This window comes from Microbacterium maritypicum, from assembly GCF_041529975.1.
Taxonomy (GTDB): domain Bacteria; phylum Actinomycetota; class Actinomycetes; order Actinomycetales; family Microbacteriaceae; genus Microbacterium.
In genome coordinates this window covers 3,593,424-3,613,356 of record NZ_CP168030.1, presented here as the reverse complement: position 1 = coordinate 3,613,356, position 19,933 = coordinate 3,593,424, and the positions used below count along the sequence as shown (strand labels likewise).

General features: G+C 68.1%; 20 protein-coding genes. 16 read left to right on the top strand and 4 right to left on the bottom strand.

Features of this window, described 5'->3' with window-relative positions; translation table 11 throughout:
• The first annotated feature begins 149 nt into the window (after positions 1–149).
• From dnaK to ACCO44_RS17480, 4 genes are read left to right on the top strand one after another with little or no spacing between them, the layout of a single operon-like run.
• Positions 150–2,015 (top strand): molecular chaperone DnaK, encoded by a 1,866-nt coding sequence (gene dnaK / locus ACCO44_RS17495; protein ID WP_105711538.1) that lies wholly within the window; start codon positions 150–152, stop codon positions 2,013–2,015.
• Between the two features lie 2 nt (positions 2,016–2,017).
• A complete protein-coding gene (locus tag ACCO44_RS17490; RefSeq protein ID WP_372467591.1) occupies positions 2,018–2,689 on the top strand; it encodes a nucleotide exchange factor GrpE in 672 nt (223 codons plus the stop codon).
• A 7-nt stretch (positions 2,690–2,696) separates the two neighbouring features.
• Positions 2,697–3,680, top strand: a complete 984-nt coding sequence (locus ACCO44_RS17485; RefSeq protein WP_029261334.1) for a DnaJ C-terminal domain-containing protein — start codon at positions 2,697–2,699, stop codon at positions 3,678–3,680.
• 40 nt (positions 3,681–3,720) lie between these two features.
• Complete coding sequence (locus ACCO44_RS17480; protein WP_029261335.1) at positions 3,721–4,134, top strand: heat shock protein transcriptional repressor HspR; 414 nt, start codon at positions 3,721–3,723, stop codon at positions 4,132–4,134.
• 39 nt (positions 4,135–4,173) lie between these two features.
• Here ACCO44_RS17480 and ACCO44_RS17475 read toward each other — a convergent pair whose 3' ends face one another.
• The 4 genes from ACCO44_RS17475 to ACCO44_RS17460 are packed head-to-tail and all read right to left on the bottom strand — an operon-like array spanning position 4,174 to position 8,020.
• Positions 4,174–4,593 carry an ATP-binding protein gene (locus ACCO44_RS17475; protein ID WP_029261336.1) on the bottom strand — a complete coding sequence of 140 codons (420 nt, stop codon included), beginning with the start codon at positions 4,591–4,593 and terminating at the stop codon, positions 4,174–4,176.
• On the bottom strand, positions 4,583–4,915 hold the full coding sequence (locus ACCO44_RS17470; protein WP_372467590.1) for an STAS domain-containing protein: 333 nt from the start codon (positions 4,913–4,915) through the stop codon (positions 4,583–4,585). Before ACCO44_RS17470 ends, ACCO44_RS17475 begins: the two co-directional genes overlap by 11 nt.
• The gene (locus tag ACCO44_RS17465) at positions 4,899–6,863 is read right to left on the bottom strand and encodes a glycosyltransferase family 2 protein (protein ID WP_372467589.1); all 1,965 of its coding nucleotides are present in this window, start codon (positions 6,861–6,863) and stop codon (positions 4,899–4,901) included. The genes ACCO44_RS17470 and ACCO44_RS17465 overlap by 17 nt, the downstream gene beginning before the upstream one ends.
• Positions 6,860–8,020 (bottom strand): PP2C family protein-serine/threonine phosphatase, encoded by a 1,161-nt coding sequence (locus tag ACCO44_RS17460; protein WP_029261339.1) that lies wholly within the window; start codon positions 8,018–8,020, stop codon positions 6,860–6,862. Before ACCO44_RS17460 ends, ACCO44_RS17465 begins: the two co-directional genes overlap by 4 nt.
• Positions 8,021–8,123: 103 nt before the next feature.
• Between ACCO44_RS17460 and ACCO44_RS17455 the strand changes: the two genes are divergently transcribed.
• The 12 genes from ACCO44_RS17455 to ACCO44_RS17400 all read left to right on the top strand — a co-directional run bounded on the left by ACCO44_RS17455 (position 8,124) and on the right by ACCO44_RS17400 (position 19,824).
• Positions 8,124–8,786, top strand: a complete 663-nt coding sequence (locus ACCO44_RS17455; RefSeq protein WP_029261340.1) for a GntR family transcriptional regulator — start codon at positions 8,124–8,126, stop codon at positions 8,784–8,786.
• A 125-nt stretch (positions 8,787–8,911) separates the two neighbouring features.
• Positions 8,912–9,880 carry a tripartite tricarboxylate transporter substrate binding protein gene (locus ACCO44_RS17450; protein ID WP_372467588.1) on the top strand — a complete coding sequence of 323 codons (969 nt, stop codon included), beginning with the start codon at positions 8,912–8,914 and terminating at the stop codon, positions 9,878–9,880.
• Between the two features lie 76 nt (positions 9,881–9,956).
• On the top strand, positions 9,957–10,475 hold the full coding sequence (locus ACCO44_RS17445) for a tripartite tricarboxylate transporter TctB family protein (protein ID WP_372467587.1): 519 nt from the start codon (positions 9,957–9,959) through the stop codon (positions 10,473–10,475).
• On the top strand, positions 10,472–12,127 hold the full coding sequence (locus tag ACCO44_RS17440) for a tripartite tricarboxylate transporter permease (protein WP_372467586.1): 1,656 nt from the start codon (positions 10,472–10,474) through the stop codon (positions 12,125–12,127). The genes ACCO44_RS17445 and ACCO44_RS17440 overlap by 4 nt, the downstream gene beginning before the upstream one ends.
• The gene (locus ACCO44_RS17435; protein WP_372467585.1) at positions 12,124–12,993 is read left to right on the top strand and encodes a dihydrodipicolinate synthase family protein; all 870 of its coding nucleotides are present in this window, start codon (positions 12,124–12,126) and stop codon (positions 12,991–12,993) included. The genes ACCO44_RS17440 and ACCO44_RS17435 overlap by 4 nt, the downstream gene beginning before the upstream one ends.
• 123 nt (positions 12,994–13,116) lie before the next feature.
• Positions 13,117–13,557, top strand: coding sequence for a DoxX family protein (locus ACCO44_RS17430; protein ID WP_105711546.1), 441 nt, complete (start codon positions 13,117–13,119; stop codon positions 13,555–13,557).
• A gap of 225 nt (positions 13,558–13,782) precedes the next feature.
• Entirely contained in the window at positions 13,783–15,075 is a 1,293-nt protein-coding gene (locus ACCO44_RS17425; protein ID WP_091031893.1) for an ABC transporter substrate-binding protein, read from the top strand.
• Between the two features lie 76 nt (positions 15,076–15,151).
• Complete coding sequence (locus tag ACCO44_RS17420; protein ID WP_105711547.1) at positions 15,152–16,117, top strand: carbohydrate ABC transporter permease; 966 nt, start codon at positions 15,152–15,154, stop codon at positions 16,115–16,117.
• A complete protein-coding gene (locus tag ACCO44_RS17415) occupies positions 16,114–16,986 on the top strand; it encodes a carbohydrate ABC transporter permease (protein WP_081860046.1) in 873 nt (290 codons plus the stop codon). Before ACCO44_RS17420 ends, ACCO44_RS17415 begins: the two co-directional genes overlap by 4 nt.
• Positions 16,987–17,013: 27 nt before the next feature.
• Positions 17,014–17,847 (top strand): SDR family oxidoreductase, encoded by an 834-nt coding sequence (locus ACCO44_RS17410; protein ID WP_091031888.1) that lies wholly within the window; start codon positions 17,014–17,016, stop codon positions 17,845–17,847.
• Positions 17,841–18,767: a dihydrodipicolinate synthase family protein gene (locus ACCO44_RS17405; protein ID WP_372467584.1), complete on the top strand. Its 927-nt coding sequence runs from the start codon at positions 17,841–17,843 to the stop codon at positions 18,765–18,767. Before ACCO44_RS17410 ends, ACCO44_RS17405 begins: the two co-directional genes overlap by 7 nt.
• A gap of 67 nt (positions 18,768–18,834) precedes the next feature.
• The gene (locus ACCO44_RS17400) at positions 18,835–19,824 is read left to right on the top strand and encodes a LacI family DNA-binding transcriptional regulator (RefSeq protein WP_105711551.1); all 990 of its coding nucleotides are present in this window, start codon (positions 18,835–18,837) and stop codon (positions 19,822–19,824) included.
• Positions 19,825–19,933 lie beyond the last annotated feature (109 nt).

Here is a 19,933-nt window from a genome sequence, read left to right as displayed (position 1 = left end):
GTTGAGTTGACTCGTATCAAGTTGATTTGACACGGTCGATGCTCGAGCGTACAGTTGAGCCATCGCGACTCAGGTTTCTCTGATCGCCGCAGATTTCCGCACCACAACGAACATCCAGTTCACGAAACTTCCAACAAAGGAGAGAACACATGGCACGTGCTGTCGGTATCGACCTCGGAACCACCAACTCCGTCGTCAGCGTCCTCGAGGGTGGCGAGCCCAAGGTCATCGCCAACGCCGAGGGCTTCCGCACGACCCCCTCGGTCGTGGCCTTCACCAAAGACGGGGAGGTGCTCGTCGGTGAGACCGCGAAGCGCCAGGCCGTCACCAACGTCGACCGGACGATCGCTTCCGTCAAGCGCCACATGGGCACCGACTGGAGCTTCGACGTCGACGGCAAGAAGTGGACGCCGCAGGAGATCTCCGCGCGCATCCTCATGAAGCTCAAGCGCGACGCCGAGTCGTACCTGGGTGACACGGTGACCGACGCGGTCATCACGGTCCCCGCGTACTTCAACGACGCCGAGCGTCAGGCCACCAAGGAGGCCGGCGAGATCTCGGGCCTCAACGTCCTGCGCATCATCAACGAGCCGACCGCGGCCGCTCTGGCCTACGGCCTCGACAAGGGCAAGGAAGACGAACTCATCCTGGTCTTCGACCTGGGTGGCGGAACCTTCGACGTGTCGCTGCTCGAGGTGGGCAAGGACGACGACTTCTCCACGATCCAGGTGCGCTCGACCGCCGGTGACAACCGTCTCGGTGGAGACGACTGGGATCAGCGTCTCGTCGACTACCTGATCAAGCAGTTCAAGGAGACCACGGGCGTCGACGTCTCGGGTGACAAGATCGCCCTGCAGCGTCTCAAGGAAGCTGCCGAGCAGGCGAAGAAGGAGCTCTCCTCCTCGACCTCGACGAGCATCAACCTGCCGTACCTGTCGCTGACGGAGTCCGGCCCGGTGTCGCTTTCCGAGACCATCACCCGCGCGAAGTTCGAGGACCTCACGAAGGACCTGCTCGACCGCACCAAGAAGCCGTTCGAGGATGTCATCCGCGAAGCCGGCATCAAGGTCTCCGAGATCGACCACATCGTGCTCGTCGGTGGATCGACGCGTATGCCCGCGGTCGCCGAGCTCGTCAAGCGCGAGACCGGCAAGGACGCGAACAAGGGTGTCAACCCGGATGAGGTCGTCGCCGTCGGAGCCGCGCTCCAGGCCGGTGTCCTCAAGGGCGAGCGCAAGGACGTCCTCCTCATCGACGTCACGCCCCTGAGCCTCGGTATCGAGACCAAGGGCGGCATGATGACCAAGCTCATCGAGCGCAACACGGCCATCCCGACCAAGCGCAGCGAGACCTTCACCACGGCAGACGACAACCAGCCGTCCGTCGCGATCCAGGTCTTCCAGGGTGAGCGTGACTTCACGCGCGACAACAAGCCGCTCGGCACGTTCGAGCTGACGGGTATCGCTCCGGCTCCCCGTGGCATCCCGCAGATCGAGGTCACCTTCGACATCGACGCCAACGGCATCGTGCACGTGTCCGCCAAGGACAAGGGCACCGGCACCGAGAAGTCGATCGTCATCTCCGGGGGCTCCTCGCTGTCGAAGGAAGACATCGAGCGCATGGTGCGCGAGGCCGAGGAGCACGCGGCCGAGGACAAGGCGCGCCGCGAGGCCGCCGAGGTCCGCAACCAGGCCGAGACGCTCGCGTACTCGATCGACAAGCTGATCACCGAGAACGACGACAAGCTGCCCGAAGACGTGAAGACCGAGGTCAAGGCCGACGTCGACGCGCTCAAGACGGCGCTGGCCGGCGAAGACGACGAGGCAGTGAAGACCGCGTTCGACAAGCTCAACCAGTCCCAGTCCAAGCTCGGCGAGGCCATCTACGCCTCCTCGCAGGCGGATGCCGCAGCCGGCGCTTCGGCTGAGGGCGAGGCCCCGGCCGGTGACGCTCCCTCCTCCGAGGAAGACGTCATCGACGCCGAGGTCGTCGACGACGAGGACGAGAAGAAGTAATCATGACGGATAAGAACTTCGACGAGAACCAGTTTCCTGAGTCCGCCGAAGGTCGCAGCGAGGGGTCGGACGCTCAGGCATCCGGCCCCGCGCCGCACCACCCGGACTCCCGCGAGGCGGCAGCGGCCGAGGGATCGGACGAGACCCCGATCGACGGCGCCGCGACTCCTGAGCCTGCCGACGACCTCACCGTCGACGACATCCTCGGAGCGACGCAGACCGGCGAGGCCGCGGCAGAAGACGCCGTGCTCGCCGACCTCGAGTCGACCCTGCTGAACGACCTCAAGCGCTTGCAGGCCGAGTACGCCAACTACCGTCGCCGCACCGAGGAGCAGCGCCAGGTCGAGATCGAGCGGGCGAAGGGCGAGGCCGCCAAGGGCCTGGTCCCCGTGCTCGATGATCTCGATCGCGCCGCTCAGCACGGCGACCTCATCGACGGCACCCCGTTCGCCGTGATCGCCGACAAGGTGCGCACGGTCGTGGAGCGTCTCGGAGTGGTCGCGTACGGCGAGAAGGGCGAGGAATTCGACCCGCAGCGCCACGAGGCCATCTTCCAGCAGCCGACTCCCGGCGTGGAGAAGACCACGATCCTCGAGGTCGTCGAGGTGGGCTACCGCCTCGGAGACGTCGAGCTGCGCCCCGCGAAGGTCGTCGTCGCTGTCCCTGCGGAGTAGGTGATCGATGGCCAGCCAGGATTGGTTCGACAAGGACTTCTACAAGACCCTCGGGGTCTCCAAGGACGTCAGCGATGCGGATCTGAAGAAGACGTATCGCAAGCTCGCGCGGAAGTACCACCCGGACTCCAATCAGGGTGATGCCAAAGCAGAGGCGAAGTTCAAGGAGATCAGCGAGGCCTACTCGGTGCTCTCCGACGCCGAACAGCGCAAGGAATACGACGAGATCCGCGCCATGGGCTCGGGCGCTCGCTTCACCGCGAGCGGTCAGGGCGCCGGCGGCTTCGAAGACGTGTTCAGCCGGTTCGGTCAGCAGGGCCGAGGGCAGACCGCCGACTTCGAGGACATCTTCGCGATGTTCAACCAGGGTCAGGGCGCGAGCTTCGGCAACGGGCGCTTCGGGCAGCCGAGCGGCGGCTACCGCGGCTACGGCGGCCCGCAGCGCGGCGCCGACGTCACCGCGCGCACCACGCTCGACTTCGTCACCGCCGTGCAGGGGGAGACCATCTCCCTGCAGGGCGAAGACGGCAAGCCGTTCAAGGTGAAGATCCCCGCGGGCGTCGCCGACGGGCAGAAGATCCGTCTGCGCGGCCGTGGCCGACCCTCGCCTGACGGCGGGGAGAACGGCGACATCGTGGTGCAGATCGCGGTGCGTCCGCACCCGGTCTTCACCCGCGACGGGCTCAACCTGCGCGTCGTGGTCCCCGTGACGTTCACCGAGGCGACCCTCGGGGCGACGATCGAGGTTCCGACGCTCGGCGGCGATGTGGTCAAGCTCCGGGTCGCACCCGGCACCCCCTCCGGGCGGGTGCTGCGCGTGAAGGGCCGCGGAGTCGCGACATCGAAGGGGACGGGCGACCTGCTCGCCGAGCTCCAGGTCGCGGTGCCCACGCACCTCGACGACGCCGCACGTGAGGCGCTGCAGAAGTTCCAGGAGCTCGAGCCCGAGGAGAACCCGCGCGCCGAGCTGATGGCCAAGGCGCGGCGATGACCGATCGTCGAAGCGGGCACCGGGGGCGGAGGCGTTCATGATGAATGCTGACACCCCGGTGTTCGCGATCGCGGCCGCCGCGGAGCTCTCCGGCCTCCACCCGCAGACGCTGCGGCAGTACGACCGCATCGGGCTCGTGGTCCCCGGGCGCACCACGGGCGGCTCCCGCCGCTATTCCCCCCGCAACATCGAGCAGCTGCGCGAGGTCGCCCAGCTCTCCTCCGAAGGCGTGAGCCTTCCCGCGATCGCGCGCCTGCTGGACCTCGAAGACGAGAACCGGATGCTGCGCGATCGCATCGCCGTGCTCGAGGGCGCGCTGCGCACCGAGCGCGAGAATCGTCCCGGCGTGCGCGTGTTCGCCGCCGGCTCCGCGGGGGTCGTCCCGATGCCGACCGGCCGCCGCATCCGTCGCTCGACCGAGGTCGTGCTCTGGGACCCGCGCGGGAGCGCCTAGTCCACATACCGCGCGTCGGCGCGCCCGCTTGCCCGTGACTCAGCGGCTGATGCCGACGCGGCGCACCAGCACCCAGGTGTTGCCGCGGTCATCGTAGGTGTGGACGAACCCATCGAGCACTTCGCGCGCCAGAGCCAGCCCGCGGCCGCTCTCGCTGTCCACGTCGGGCATCGCGACACCGTGCCAGTCGATCGAGGCGGGCGGAGCCGTGTCCACCAGTGTGGCGCGCAGCTCGTCGGAGGAGAGGCTGAGGTCCACGGAGAGCGTCACTGCGGCAGTGACCTCTCCGTGCTGCACCATGTTGGTCGCGATCTCGCTGACCGCGAGGGCGAACACCGTGCGGTCCTCGGCCGGTACGCCCGGCGCATCCGACCACAACCGTTCGAGAGTGTCGAGGATCTCGTCGACCGTCGCCAGCCCGGCGGGTCCGCTCACGCGGGCGCGGGCTTCACCGGGCATCGAACGCCGATTCGGGCGTCGGGTAGTCACGGAGCACACGATCCAGGTTCGTCAGCCGCAGGACCGTTCGCACCGCCTCGGGCACGGCGGCGATGCGCAAGTCCCCGCCGGCGACCCTCGCGCTCTTCAGACCGCCGACCAGAGCGCCGAGGCCGGAGGAATCGACGAAGGCGAGCTCCGCCATGTCGATCACGATGTGCGGCTCGCCGGCCGTCACCAGGTCGCCGACCGCGTTGCGGAGCAGGGGTGCTCCGGATGCGGTGAGGCGCCCGGAGAGCGCGATCACGGCGTACCCGTCGCGGGTGTCAGTGGACAGTTCCATGGGACTCCTTCTCGAGCAGGACGGCGGCCGGGCCGCGGTAGCGGGCCGCCTGGATGATGACGCTGAGGACCACGAGGTCGTACACGACCCAGACCGTGTTCACGAGGGTGCCGACCCCGTCGGCCGTTCCCAGTAGGACCCGCGTCACGCCGATCACGAGCGCCACGCTCAGGACGGCGATGGCGGTCAGCTGCGGCCAGATCTCACGCCAGGGCACACCCCGCGGATCGCGACCATCCTTGCGGGTGACGGCGAAAGCGAGCGGGCGATGGAAGACGACGTTGGCGAAAGCCGTCACGCACGCGCGTATCCACACCGGGAACAGGGCGAGCGAGTACTGCTGGCCCCGCCACGTGCGCACCCCCTTCGCGACCACGAGGAACAGCAGCTGGTTCACGAGGAAATAGGGCAGGAACCGCGCAAAGAAGTCGACAGACCACGCGGTGACCGGCAGCACGCCGAACACCAGGTAGATCACCGGCGCGGCGAGGTACGCGATCGCGGCGAACCCCGAGAGGTAGCTCCACATCGTGGCGAAGTGCATCAACCGCTGACCGAACGAAAGCCCCCGCTTGACCAGTGGATTGTCGCGCAGCATCACCTGCAGCGTGCCCTGCGCCCAGCGCAGACGCTGTGTGAGCATGGTGCGCAGATCCTCCGGTGCGAGTCCCTTGGCGAGGATCTCGTGGTGGTACACGCTGCGCCACCCGAGAGCGTGCAGCTGCATTGCGGTCGCCATGTCCTCCGTCACGGAGATGGTCGCCAGCGGCAGGATCGGCTGAGCTTCCTCGCCCCGGTCCAGACGAAGCGCGTCGAGCAGCCCCCGTACGGCATCCAGAGCGGTGATCGGAGAGAGATCGGACTCGGCGAGAGCGGCGAGCCCCGCCTCGTCGACGATCACGGCATCGAGCTCCGCATCCTGCGCGATGGGCAGCGCGCCCAGCTCCTCCAGGTCGGCCCGGATCCCGGCCAGATCCTGTGCCACCAGGATGCGCGAGGCGCGGTCGACAGCGGCACCGACCTCGTCCGCCACATCGGCGACGGGCACGCCGGCTGCGAGATCACGGATTCCTCGACGGATGGTGATCTGGAGGACGGAGAGCTCACGCGACAGTTCGGCGCTCGCCGACTCCCGCATCTCCTTGTCGATCATGATCTCGGCCGTCCGCAGCGCCCTGCCCGCGGAATCGGTGACCTCTCGGACGTACCCGATGATGCCGAGCTGCATCAGCGCCTCACGACGGAGAACCGCATTCGAGCCGCAGAAGAACGCGGCGTTCCACCCGTCCTTGCCCTGCTGGATCGGGCCGTAGAACAGGGGCGCCTGGCTGCCGAGCGGATCCGCTTCGTCGACGTTCACGAACCACTGCGGTGTCTGGACGACGGCGACCTTCTCGTCGTCGGCGAAGTAGCCGAGGGTGCGGTGGAGGATCAGCGGATCGGGGATCTGATCGGCGTCCAGGATCAGCAGGAACTCCCCGTCCGTCTCGAAGAGCGCGTTGTTGAGGTTGCCGGCCTTCGCGTGCCGTGGCTTGCCGGCCCAGTCCGCGGAGCGCGTCAGATATCCGACTCCCGCTTCCCGCGCTGCGACCTCGAGCTCGGGACGGGAGCCGTCGTCGAGTACCCACGTCGTGTGCGGATACGCGATCCGCGCGGCTGCGCGGGCCGTGGTCATCACCAATTCGATCGGTTCGTCGTAGGTGGCGATGAAGACGTCGACCGTGCCCTCAGGCGGCGACGTCGGCGTCGGCCGCGTCCGGGCCTTCCACATCGTCGAGGAGAAGAGGATGGTGTCGATCAGGCTGTACGTCTCAGCCAGAACTAGCGGGACCGCAATCCACCAGGCGGACCAGTTCACCGACTCGAGCCAGCGCCAGGCGACGTAGTTCACGCCGAGCACCACCGACAGCACCGCGAGGATGCGGATCGTTGCGAAGCGCACGGTCATCGGTCACGCCTCACCACGACCACGGTGATGTCGTCGGTGGCGCGATCGTCGTCGGCCAGCCGCAGAGCCTCGCGAATGGCGCCATCGGGTCCTAGCGTCGTCAGCACGCGGTAGACGTGCGCGAACGGGTCGTCGGCGTCGAGCACGTCGAGCAGTCCGTCGCTGCAGCACACGAACGCATCGCCGGGGTCGAGGTGGGCGAACCGCGGTTCGCGGATCTCGGGCGGCTGCAGCCCCATCCCCATTCCCAGCGGCAGGCTCGTCGAGCGCAGGTGCTCCCATGAGCCGTCCGCGCGCAGGATGAAGGCGAGACTGTGGCCGGCGTCGATCAGCTCGAGGTCTCCGGTCTCCGGTCGGAGTTCCGCGTGCACCGCTGTGACGAACATCGCCGTGTCGGCAAGATCCTCCTCGAGCAGACGGTCGGCGTCGGCGATCGCCGCCGCCAGTGAGCGTCCGGGAGCCGTGCGCAGAGAAGCGCGGACACTCGCTGCGATGAGGGCCGGCCCTGTGCCCTTGCCCATCGCGTCGGCGAGGGTCACGCGCAGCGCGCCGTCATGCATGCCGAGGTCGTAGAAGTCGCCAGCAAGCCGGCCGCGTGACGCCGCACCTCCGGCGATGGTGTACCCGGGAACGACCGGATGCGAATGCGGACGCAGCGCACTCTGGATCACGGCCGCGTGGTCGAGCTCGGCATCGTTCGCGAGCTCCGTCTGCACCCAGAACGCCAGGTCTCGCAGCAGACCCTGCTGGGCGTCGGACAGCGTGTGCGGTTCGGTGTCGAGCACGCACAGAGTTCCGATGGGCTCGCCGCCGGGCGCATGCAGCGGGTGCCCGGCATAGAAGCGGAGGTGCGGATCGCCCACCACGAATGGGTTGTCGGCGAAGACCTCGGTCGTGAGCGCATCCTCGACGATCACGGTCCGATCCTGCCGGACGGTGTAGTCGCAGAAGGAATCCTGCCGCGGGGCTTCATCGCCGCCGAGTCCGATCTCGGACTTGCGCCACTGGCGGTCGCGGTCCAGGAGCGAGACGCTCACCATGGGGACCCCGAACATCTCCTTGGCCAGTCGTGCCACCCGATCCACGCGCTCATCGCGCGGTGTATCGAGGATCCCCAGTTCCTCGAGCGCTTCCTGACGTCTTCGCTCGTCGAACATCTCCGCCCCTCCCCGGTCGTTGCCTCATCCTGACACGGCGACGAGGGAAAGCCGAGGGGCGCGGCGCGGTGTGTATCCTGTCAACAGTTAACAGGAGGTCACCATGACGCAGTCCGTGAAGCGTGGAGAGTCCCTCGGCGCGCAGGTGGCCCGTGTCCTGCGGCAGCGCATCGTGCGCGGCGAGCTCGCCCCCGGCGCGCGTATCACCGAGGAGGCCCTGGCCGAGGAGTTCTCGGTCAGCCGCGGACCGGTGCGCGACGCCCTCACCCAGCTCAGCTTCGAGAAGCTCGTCGAGGTGCAGCGCCCCCGCGGCGTCTACATCGTCGGGCTCACCCACGACGACGTCGATCAGCTCTACAGCCTGCGCGGCGCCCTCGAGCAGCTCGCGCTCTCCCGGGCGATGCGCGTCGAAGACGACTCCCGATGGACCGCGATGGCGGCCGCCGTCGGGCGCATGGGCGAGGCGGCGGATGCCGGTGATCACGCGGCCTTCGTCGCCGCCGACCTCGAATTCCACTCGCAGATCTATGCCCTCGCCGACCACCCCCGTCTGGAAGGCGCGTGGAATCAGTACCTCCCGACCTTCACCGCGCTGCTCGAGGTCACGATCAACCACGACGAAGACCTGCACGAGTCGTCCGGCGACCACGTCAAGCTCATGGACGTGATGCGCAGTGGAAAGCCCGCCCAGGCCGCGAAGGTGCTGTCGGAGCACCTCGACGGTGCCCGCGAGCGCATGCTCGCCGAGATCGCCGCCCGCGCCTGACCGCGAGCATCCATCGATCGAGAGGCTGCGTCGGTCGGGAGGCTGCGTCAGTGTTGACTGTTAACAGTCAACACTGCTAGCCTCAGGGGGTCGACAACAAGGTCGACCCACGTAGAGGAGCAAAGATGCCCCGCAAGCGCATCACCCGGGCGGCCGCCGCGATCGCCGCTCTCGCAGCCACCGCTCTCATCGTCTCGGCCTGCACCAAGGTCGAAGAGGGCGAAGAGGCCGGCTCGGCCTTCCCCGAGAACGACATCCGGCTCATCATCCAGGCCAACCCCGGCGGAGGATCCGACCTCTCGTCGCGCGCGCTCGCCACGGAGCTCGAGAAGATCCTCGACGTCAGCGTCATCCCGGAGAACATGCCCGGTGCCGCCGGCGCCCTCGCGATGGAATACGTGGGCGCACAGGATCCCGACGGCTACGTCATCGGATTCGCGCCCGTCGAGATCGCCATGCTGAACACCACGCAGGGTGCGAACGTGATGCCGGACGACTTCGACCTGCTCGGCCAGATCATGCTCGCCCCCGGCGTCGTCACGGTCGGCGCGAACAGCGGCATCGAGAACCTCGAAGACCTCGTCACCCAGGCGAAGGCCGGTGCGGTCACCGTCGCGAACTCCGGCGCCGGCTCCATCTGGGAGGCCGCGACCGTCGGACTCGGCAGCGCGACCGACGCCGATTTCACCCCGGTCCCGTACGACGGCGGAGCGACAGCTGTCGCCGCAGCCGCATCCGGTGAGACCGTCGCGGCCGTCTCGGGCCTCGGCGAGGCTTTGGCGCAGGGCGACGCGGTGCGCATCCTCGCCGTCATGAACGACGAGCGCCACCCCGACGCGGAAGACGTCGAGACGGTCGAAGAGGCCATCGGCGAAAACGTCATCTTCGGCGGCTGGGGTGGAATCTACGCCCCGAAGGGCCTGCCCGACGACGTGAAGTCGACCCTCGAGGCCGCGGTCAAGGAGGCCGTCGAGTCGGACAGCTACCAGAAGTTCCAGGCCGACGCCGGGAACCTGGTCGTCTACCGCGACTCCGCCGAGTGGACCACGTTCGTCGACGAGCAGTTCGACCTGTTCAAGGACCTCCTGGGCTGAGAAGGCCCGGCTGAGAACACTGCGGGGCCGGCGCAGGTCGGCCCCGCAGCCGTTCCTCTTCGACGAAAGAAGGAGCATGATGTCCACCCCCGACACCGAATACCAGGGCGCACCCGCCTCCCGCCCCCTCGAGGTCGTCTTCGCGGTCGTCGCCCTGGCGTTCACCTCCGGCTACCTCTTCCTCTCGACGCAGATCCCGCTACGCCGCGAAGCCGCTCCCGGGCAGATCGACGCCCGCTTCTGGCCCCTCGTCATCGGAGTGACCGGGGTGGTCGTCGCCATCGCACTGCTCGCCGTCGCGGTCACCCGCCCGGCCCCGACCCGCGAAGACCTCGAGCGCATCCAGCCCGGCGGCTACCTGCGCGTCATCGCCACCCTCGTGATCACCGGTGCCTTCATCGCACTGTGGTCGCTGGGCTCGGTCATCCTCTTCGGCTACCGCGTCGAGGTCTTCCCCGTCGCCGCCGCCCTGCTGATGGCCGCCCTCATGCTCCTCTACGGCCACCGCCGCTGGCTGAGCCTCATCATCTACTCCGCCTCGGTCACGGCGTTCGTCTACGTCGTGTTCGGGATGCTCCTGAGGATTCCCCTGTGAACGCGCTCATGGAGGGGCTGAACTCGCTCCTCGACATCTCGATCCTGCTCTACATGCTCGTCGGCCTCCTGCTCGGCTTCATGGTCGGAGCCTTCCCCGGCATCACCGCGACCATGGCCGTCGCCCTCGCCGCCGGATTCACGATGACCCTCGAGCCCGTGCAGGGCCTCGCGGTGCTGCTGACCATCTACGTCGCCGCGAACTTCGGCGACCGGGTGCCGTCGATCCTCATCAACACCCCCGGCACTCCGGCATCCATCGCCACCACCCTCGACGGATATCCGATGGCCAAGCAGGGGAGGGCAGGACTCGCCCTGACCATCTCCGCGATCGTCTCGGCGGTCGGCATCCTCGCCTCCCTCGTGCTCTTCGCCGTCGCCGCCGTGCCGATCGCCAGCTTCGCCCGCGACTACTTCAAGTCGCCCGAGCTGTTCGCCCTGGTGGTCTTCGGCATCGCGATCATGATCGGCATCTCGTCGAAGTCGATGCTCAAGGGCATCCTCGCCGGACTCTTCGGCCTCATGCTCGGCAGCGTCGGCACCTACGCCGCGACCGCAGACCAGCGCTTCACCTTCGGGGTCCTCGAACTCGTCGAGGGCGTGAACTTCATCGCCGTCATCATCGGACTGTTCGGCATCGCCGAACTGTTCGACCAGCTGCTCACGCATCGCAAGTCCGCCGTGCGTCCGATCTCGAGCCTCGGCCGCTGGTGGCCGAACCGCGCCGAGCTGAGGCAGAGCGGGCGGGCGACCGCGGTCGGCGGCGCCGTCGGACTCGGCGTCGGTCTCATCCCCGCGGCGGGTGGCGACATCGCCGGACTCATCGGCTGGGAGCGTGCACGCAAGGTGTCGAAGCATCCCGAGATGTTCGGCAAGGGATCCATCGAGGGCGTCGCCGCGAGTGACACCGCATCCAGCGCCACGCTCGGCGGCTCGCTCACCACGACCATGGCGCTCGGCATCCCCGGCGACTCGGTCATGGCCGTGATGATCGGGTCGATGATCATCTGGGGCATCACCCCCGGGCCGACGCTGTTCACCAACCGCCCGGACCTCGTTGTCTCCATCGTCGGCATCATGCTGATCGCGACGATCCTGTCGCTGGTGCTGAGCCTCATCCGCATGAAGGGCATGGTGAAGCTCCTCGATGTGCCGCAGCCGTACCTGTGGAGCGGCATCCTCATCTTCTGCATCATCGGCACCTACGCCACCTCGAACAGCCTCTCGACGGTCGTCACCATGCTCGTCTTCGGCGTGATCGGCGTGCTGCTCAAGCGCATGCAGGTTCCCGCCGGCCCCATCGTGCTCGGTCTCCTCCTCGGGCCGCTCGCCGAGGAGAACCTCGCCCGCACGCTGGCGATCCTTCCCACGCGCCCGTTCTTCGAGGTCGTCAGCCCCATCGCGATCGTGCTGCTCGCGCTGGCCGTGCTCTCGATCGTGATGCCGGCGATCCGTGCGGCCCGCAGACCTCGCGCCGAGCGCGCGGCGCTCGCGGACTCGATCCTGCACGACGACAGCATCCAGCAGATCGAGAAGGCGCACGACGAGCTCGCCGCGCAGCCCGACCTGCTCACCTCCACCGTCCGCAACGTCGACGTGCCCACGCGTCGCGCCCGCAAGTCCCGCAAGAACTCCGAGGAGACCGAGAAGTGACCCGCTACGACATCCTGACCGCCGTTCCGACCGCGTTCCGCCGCGACGGCAGCCTCGACCTCGAGGGGTCGCGCGCGATCTTCCGTTTCGTCGGCGAATCGGGCAACGAGGGCGCCTTCATCCTCGGCACGACCGGCGAGTTCCCCGCCGTCGACGTCGCCGAGTTCACGGCCCTCGTCGCGGCCGCCGTCGAGGAGCTGCAGGACCGGATGCGCGTGATCGTGCACGTCGGCCAGCCCAGCACCTTCGAGGCGGTGCGGCTCGTCGAGATCGCCAAGGGCCTCGGTGTGACCGAATTCGCCGCCCTCACGCCGTACTACCTGAAGTCGACCGAGGATGCGATCTTCGACTACTTCCAGGCGGTGTCGGATGCCGTCGGCGACGGGCGCCTCTACGTCTACATCTACCCGGCGCGCAGCGGCAACACCGTCTCGCCCGAACTGCTGGTGCGGCTCGCTGCGCTGCCGAATATCGTGGGGGCGAAGCTCAGCGAGCTGTCCCTCGACGAGATCGCTGCGTATCGCGCCGTCGTCCCCGCCGACTTCGAGCTGTACACCGGCGCCGACCGCGACCTCATCGCCGCCGTCGACGCCGGTGCGCAGGGCGTCGTGTCCGGGGTCTCTTCCGTCACCCCCAAGCCGTTCCGCGCCCTGGCCGACGCCGGACGATCGGGCAACGCCGAGGCGATCGCCGCCGCCCAGGCCGCCGTCGACGATGTCGTCTCCCTGATCGGCGGAGACATGGCCCGCATGAAAGAGGCGTACCGGGTGCTCGACGTCGTCGACGCCTACTGCCGGATGGCGATCGCCGAGCCGAGCGACGCCGAGCGCACCGCTGTGGCCGAGGTGGTCGCCGCGCACCGCTGACCGGGGCCCTCGCCGGGGGCTGATCACAGGAGATGGAAAAGTGCGCTTCCTAGCGTGGAAGCAGGGAACGACCCTGCTCCGCGCCTGGCGCGCGGGTGTCCTGCCACGAAGGAAGAACTCCTCATGACGAACACCAAAGCCTCCTCCGCCGCCCCGTCGCTGGGACTCCTCGTCCTGCGCGTGGTCGTCGGTGCGATCTTCGCCGCGCACGGCGCGCAGAAGATCTTCGAGTTCACGCTCCCCGGAACGATCGGCAGCTTCGCGGGCATGGGGATCCCCCTCCCCGAGATCGCGGCGCCGGTCGTCGCGTTCGTCGAACTCGTCGGCGGACTGCTGTTGATGCTCGGGCTCTTCACGCGCCCGGTCGGCATCCTGCTGGCGGTCGACATGATCGTCGCGCTCGTCGCCGTGCACCTGCCTGCCGGGCTCTGGGTCGGAGAGGGCGGATACGAGTTCGTCGCCGTCCTCGGCGCCGCGGCGCTGGCGCTCGCGTTCACCGGCGCCGGGCGGTTCTCGGTCGACGGTGCATTCCTGCGCGGTCGAGCACCGGCCTGGCTCGCCTGACCGGAGAGCAGTGACACGGATGCCGCGGGGGCGACCCCGCGGCATCCGTCGTCTGCGGGGATACGTGCGTTCTCCGGGGTGAGAAGACACGATAAGGTTGCGTAACCATTTCATTCTTGACACCGCTGTGAATGCGGAGTTATGGTGATGAAACCGATTTCACGCAGACCCGGCGAGAACTCGGATGCACCGTCGCATAGAACTTGCTGCCCAAAGGAGTGAACAGTGAAGTCGAACCACGCACACCCGTCCCGCCGCGCACGCGCGCTGCGGATCACCGGCCTCGTCGCCGCCGCGACCATCGCCCTGGCCGGATGCGCCGCCGGCGACGACTCGTCGGATGCCGGAAGCGCCGGGGGAGAGCTCACGTTCTCCAACTGGCAGTTCCTCGAAGACGGCAAGGGCCCGATCATCTGGGACGCCGTCAAGGGCTACACCGGCCCCGACGACAACATCGAGCTGACCAAGGTCGAGATCCCGTTCGCGAACTACGCCGACAAGCTCAGCACCGAGCTGGGTGCCGGCGGCGGCCCCGACGTGATGGTCCTCCAGGACAGCCAGTTCGCCTCGCTCGTCGACGCCGGCGTGCTCGAGCCGCTCGACGACATCGCCGATGAGCTCGGCGACACGCTCAACAACACGAACGAGGCCGGAGTCTTCGACGGCGGGCAGTACGGCTTCAACTGGGAGCGCCCGACCTACAGCACCGTCATCTACAACAAGGACATCTTCGCCGAGCTGGGGCTGGAGGTCCCGACGACGTTCGACGAGTTCCTCACCACGGCGAAGACGATCAAGGACGAGCTGGGCATCTCCGGCTGGGCCGGCCGGCACCAGACCGCCGAGATCGACGGTTGGACGCTGGAGATGGCGAACTGGATCTACGGATTCGGCGGCGAGCTCAGCGACGGGAAGAAGCTGACCATCGACAAGGCCGAGAACGTCGAGGCCGTCGAGGCATTCCTCGAGACGTTCGCCTCGGGCGTCGCCCCCATCGGCGACGACGCGTCGACCTTCCGTGCGAAGTTCGGCCAGGGCCAGGTCGGGATGCTGTTCGAGAACTCCGGTGTCGCGACGACCATCACGAGCAACCCGGACAACGCCGTGAACGGACAGAACATGGGCGCGGCTCCGCTGCCGCTCGCGAACCCCGGCTCGAACTCGCAGCTGATCATCGCCGTCAACGCGAACAGCGACAACAAGGAGGCCGCCAAGGACTTCGTGCGCTGGGTGCTCGGCGAGGAGGGCCAGACCGCCATCCGTGCCGGCCTCGGCGCCTCCGCCATGGCCACCGACGTCGAGCCGGACGCTGCCTTCCTCGAGGCCAACCCGTGGGCGACGCAGTTCCTCGAGGCCGCCAAGACCTCGAAGTCGACCCTCGTCGAGGGCTTCGAGACCGAGAGCAAGGTCGTCTGGCGCGAGGTCCTCACCGCGGTCGAAGACCTGCGGGTCAACGGCGGCGACGTGAAGGCGAAGCTGGCCGAGGTTCAGGAGAACCTCGAAGCCGAACTCGGCTGAGCACCCCGAGGGGCGGGCGTGACCCCCGCCGCCCGCCCCTCGGCCATCCCCGCGACACGCGAAAGGACACCCGGCCATGGCCACCCCCACGCTCGAGGCGCGACCCACGACGCCCTCAGCTTCGCCGCCACGGCGACGCCGCGACACCGGCGCGATCGGACGCTTCATCGAGCGCAACGGCGCCTACCTCTTCCTCTTCCCGGCGATCGCGTACCTGGCGGTCTTCACGGTCTTCCCCCTGATCCGCGGCGTGCTGCTGTCGTTCACGGCGACCAAGCTGGTCAACCCCGCCGGGGGACGGCCGGTCGGCATGGAGAACTACGAGTACCTGCTGTCGAGCGACAAGTTCTGGTCGTCCGTCATCACGACCCTCCTCTACACGCTCTTCACGGTGGTCTTCTCGGTCGGCATCGGAACCGCCGGAGCGCTGCTGCTCAACACCGCCTTCAAGGGGCGCGGCATCATCCGTGCCATCGCGACGATCCCGTGGGCCGTGCCGACAGTGGCCGCCGCCCTCATCTTCGTCTGGATCTACAACAACGAGCAGGGCATCCTGAACCGCACCACCGCAGCTCTCGGCCTCGGTGAGCACGGCTGGCTCGTCGATCCGAAGTACGGGCTGTTCGCGGTGACGCTCGCGACGGTCTGGAAGCTCACGCCGCTCGTGATGCTGGTCATGCTCAGCGCCCTGCAGAGCGTGCCGCACGAGCTCCGCGAAGCGACCTGGGTCGACGGCGCCACCCGCTTCCAGTCCTTCCGCGCGGTCACCCTGCCCCACATCATGCCGACCGTGCGCGTCATCACGCTGCTCATGACGATCTGGTCGATCCGACGCTTCGAGATCATCTTCCTGATCACCGGTGGGGGACCGCTCGACGTCACCAACACGCTCGTCGTGAACGTCTACCGCACCGCGTTCCAGGATCAGAACCTCGGACGCGCCGCGGCCATCGGCGCCCTCGGCCTGGTGCTGTCGCTGCTGGTCACCGTCGTCTACTTCATCGTCGAGCAGATCCAAGAACGTCAGGAGAGCCAGCGATGACCACCGTGCGCATCCCCACCGATCTTCCGCGTCGCCGCGGGATCGGCGCCAAGTTCGGCAGCCTCGGCAAGGCCGTCCTCATCACGCTGCTCGTCGTCTTCGCCGGATTCCCGGTGTACTGGATGCTGGCGACCTCGCTCGGCACCGAAGCTTCGCTCTACGGTGGCAGCCAGCCGCTGCTCCCCGAGGTGCAGAACATCGGCCAGTGGGGCGGCTTCCTCTCCGACATCCCGATCCTGCGCTGGCTCGGCAACTCGTTCGTGATCGCCGCCGGCACCACGATCCTCAGCCTCGTGCTGGCGACCATGGCCGCCTATGCGCTCAGCCGGTACAAGTTCCACGGCCGCGGCGTCGCCGGCTTCATCTTCTTCAGCACGCAGATGCTGCCGGAGGCGCTGATCATCGTCCCGCTGTACGCGATCTTCGCCGGCGCCGGGCTGCTCAACAGCCACTGGGGGCTCGTCCTCGCCGACACCGCGTTCGTGATGCCGGTGAGCATGTTCATCATCAAGAGCGGCATCGACAAGATCCCGTACGAGATCGAGGAGTCGGCCCGCATCGACGGCTGCTCGCGCCTGCGCATCCTCACCACGATCGTCCTGCCGCTGATCATGCCGAGCATCGCGGCCGCGGCCGTCATCGCGTTCTTCGACGGCTGGAACGAGTTCATGTTCGCGAACACCTTCATCTCGTCGTCCGACCTGTGGCCGGCATCCGTGGGGCTGTCGTCGTTCCTCGGGCAGTTCTACACGCCGATGAACATCGTCATGCTGTGCGCGCTGCTCTTCGCGCTGCCCGCGATCATCTTCTTCCTGTGGGCGCAGCGCGGCATCGTGTCCGGGCTCACCGCGGGATCCGTCAAGGGCTGACCGCCCTGCAATCTGGAGTATCGATACATGTCTGAAGGACTCGACCCGCTCTTCTCGGTGCGGGACAAGGTGGTCGTCGTGACCGGCGGCTTCGGCCAGATCGGAGCGGAGTTCGTCCGCTCGCTGCACCAGCGGGGCGCGCGCGTCGCCGTGACCTCTCGCAGCGAGGTGGCCGATCCCGCCGCGCGTCTCGGCATCGACGACCCGGATGGGCGCCTGCTCGCCGTGGCGATGGACATCACCGACCAGGCCAGCGTGGACGCAGGACTCGACCAGGTCGCGGCGACCTGGGGCGTGCCGACCGTCGTCGTCAACAACGCCGGACTCGACACGCAGCCCAGCGCGCCGCCGGAGGTCTCCGGGCCGTTCGAGGAGTTCCCGGTCGACGTGTTCCGCGAGGTCGTCGACACCAACCTCGTCGGCACGTTCCTCGTGACGCAGGCGGCGGGTCGGCGGATGCGCGATGCCGGCGTCGGCGGCTCGATCGTCAATGTGGGATCCATCTACGGGATGGTGTCGCCCGTGCAGGACATCTACGCCTACAAGGCCGAGGACACGGGCATCCCCTTCATCAAGCCGGTCGCGTACTCGGCGGCGAAGTCGGGGCTCTACAACCTCACCCGCTACTGCGCCACGTACTGGGGGCGCGCGGGCATCCGCGTCAACACGCTCACGCCCTCGGGCGTCCGCCGGGACACGCAGGATGCGAAGTTCCAGGCGAACTACATCGCCCGGATGCCGATCGGCCGCATGGCCGAGGCCGACGAGTACAACGGTGCTCTGGTCTTCCTCGCCTCCGACGCCTCGACGTACATGACCGGCTCCAACCTCGTGGTCGACGGCGGGTGGACCGCATGGTGAGCGATCTTCTCGGTGCGCGCCTGTTCACAGCGGCGGTCACCCCGATGCGCCGCGACGAGAGCGTCGATCACGGCGCGCTCGCGACCATGCTCGACACCGACATCCGGCGCGGCGTCGAGGGCCTCTACATCTGCGGGTCGTCCGGCGAGGGCGTGCTGCTCTCCGAGGACGAGCGCATCGCGGTGGCCGAGACCGCGGTGACGGCTGCCGCGGGGCGCGTGCCCGTGGTCTCCCACGTCGGCGCGATGTCGACGGGGGAGGCGGTGCGCATCGCCGCCGCAGCGAAAGACACGGGTGTCGCAGCGATCTCCATGATCCCGCCGCTGTACTACGGCTATTCGACGGCGGATGTCGTGCGGCACCTCCGCACCGTGATCGACGCGGTCGAGCTGCCCTTCATCCTCTACAACATCCCGCAGTTCACTGGGCGCGACATCTCCGAGGGCGGCTTCGACGAGCTGCTCGCGCTGCCGCAGGTGATCGGCGTCAAGCACACCTCGCGCAACCTGTACGGGGCCGAGCGGATACTCCGCCGCTACCCGCACCTGACCCTGATCAACGGCTTCGACGAGTTCTATCTGCCGGCGCTGTCGATCGGCGCACGCGGGGCGATCGGCACCACCGTGAGCCTGCAGATCGAGCTCTTCCTGTCGCTGCGTCGACGGTTCGACGCCGGCGACCTCGCCGGAGCGCGTGCCGTGCAGGTGCGCATCAACGACACGGTCGAGGGCATGGTCGAGGTCGGCGTGTTCGGCGCGGCCAAGTACCTCGGCGGCAAGCTGTCGGTGCCGCTCGGCGACTGCCGCTCCCCGCTCCCGGCGCTCGACGACGACGGTCGTGCGCGCCTGGACGCCGTCTTCGCACGCCTACAGGAGAACATCGCGATCACCGCCGAGGAGGATGCCCGCGACGTCTCGTGATGGGGGATCGCGAGCGTCGTCCGGAGAGGCCGGTAGGGTGAAGCATCCGGGCAGCAGAGGGCGGGAAATGACCACGATCTACGACGTCGCGAGGCGCGCAGGCGTCTCGCCGGCGACGGTCTCGCGGGTGTTCAACGGCACCAGGGTCTCGCCCGAGAAGATCGAGGCGGTGCGCGCCGCGGCGGAAGAGTTGAACTTCACGCCGAACCGCGCCGCCCGCACGCTGCGCACCCAGACGTCCGAGGTCATCGCCCTCGTCATCCCCGACATCGAGAACCCCTACTTCACGGAGATGGCCCGTGGCGTCGAGGATGTGGCCTCCGAGGCCGGTTACTCGGTGGTGCTCTGCAACTCCGACTCGCAGACCGAGAAGGAGGCGACGTACCTGCAGATCGCGATCGCCGAGCACATGTCCGGCGTCATCATCGCGGCGGCGTCGAAGGCGACGGATCTCGACAGCATCCTCTCCACCGGCCGACCGGTGGTGGCGGTCGACCGCGCCACCCGTCACGAGCTCGATCTCGTCGTGATGGCGAACCGAGAGGCGGGCGTCGCGGCGACCGAGTCCCTGATCGCCGCCGGCCACCGGCGAATCGCCTACATCGGCGGTCCGGAGGACATCGACACCGCTGCCGAACGCGCCGCGGGTTGGCGAGAGGCGCTCGCAGCGGCGGGACGCGATGCCGACATCGACGAGCTGCAACGGTTCGCGACGTTCCGTGTCGACGGCGCGCGAGCGGCGATGGAGGAATTGCTCGCCCTGCCCGACCCGCCGGACGCCGTCGTCGCCGGAAACAACCTCATCGGCGTCGGAGCGATCCAGGTGCTCACCGAACACGGACTCACCCCACCGGCAGTCGGGGTCGCGGTCGTCGGGTCGCTGCCCTTCACGACGCTCTCGCCGACCGCCGTCACGATGGTGCAGCTGCCCGCCCGCCACATGGGTGTGACGGCGGCGCGCATGCTCCTCGAGCGCATCGCCGGCGACACCCACCCTGCGCGCACGGTCGTGCTGCGGGGCGAGACCCGGCAGGCGACCGCCCGGCGTTCCGCGTAGGGCTTCGGCCCGCATCGCCTCGGTGATGGACGGTGCATGCGTAACCACGATCTCCTGCTTGCATCGTGAAATCGATTTCAGCTACGCTTTCCTCAGGCGTGATCAAGGA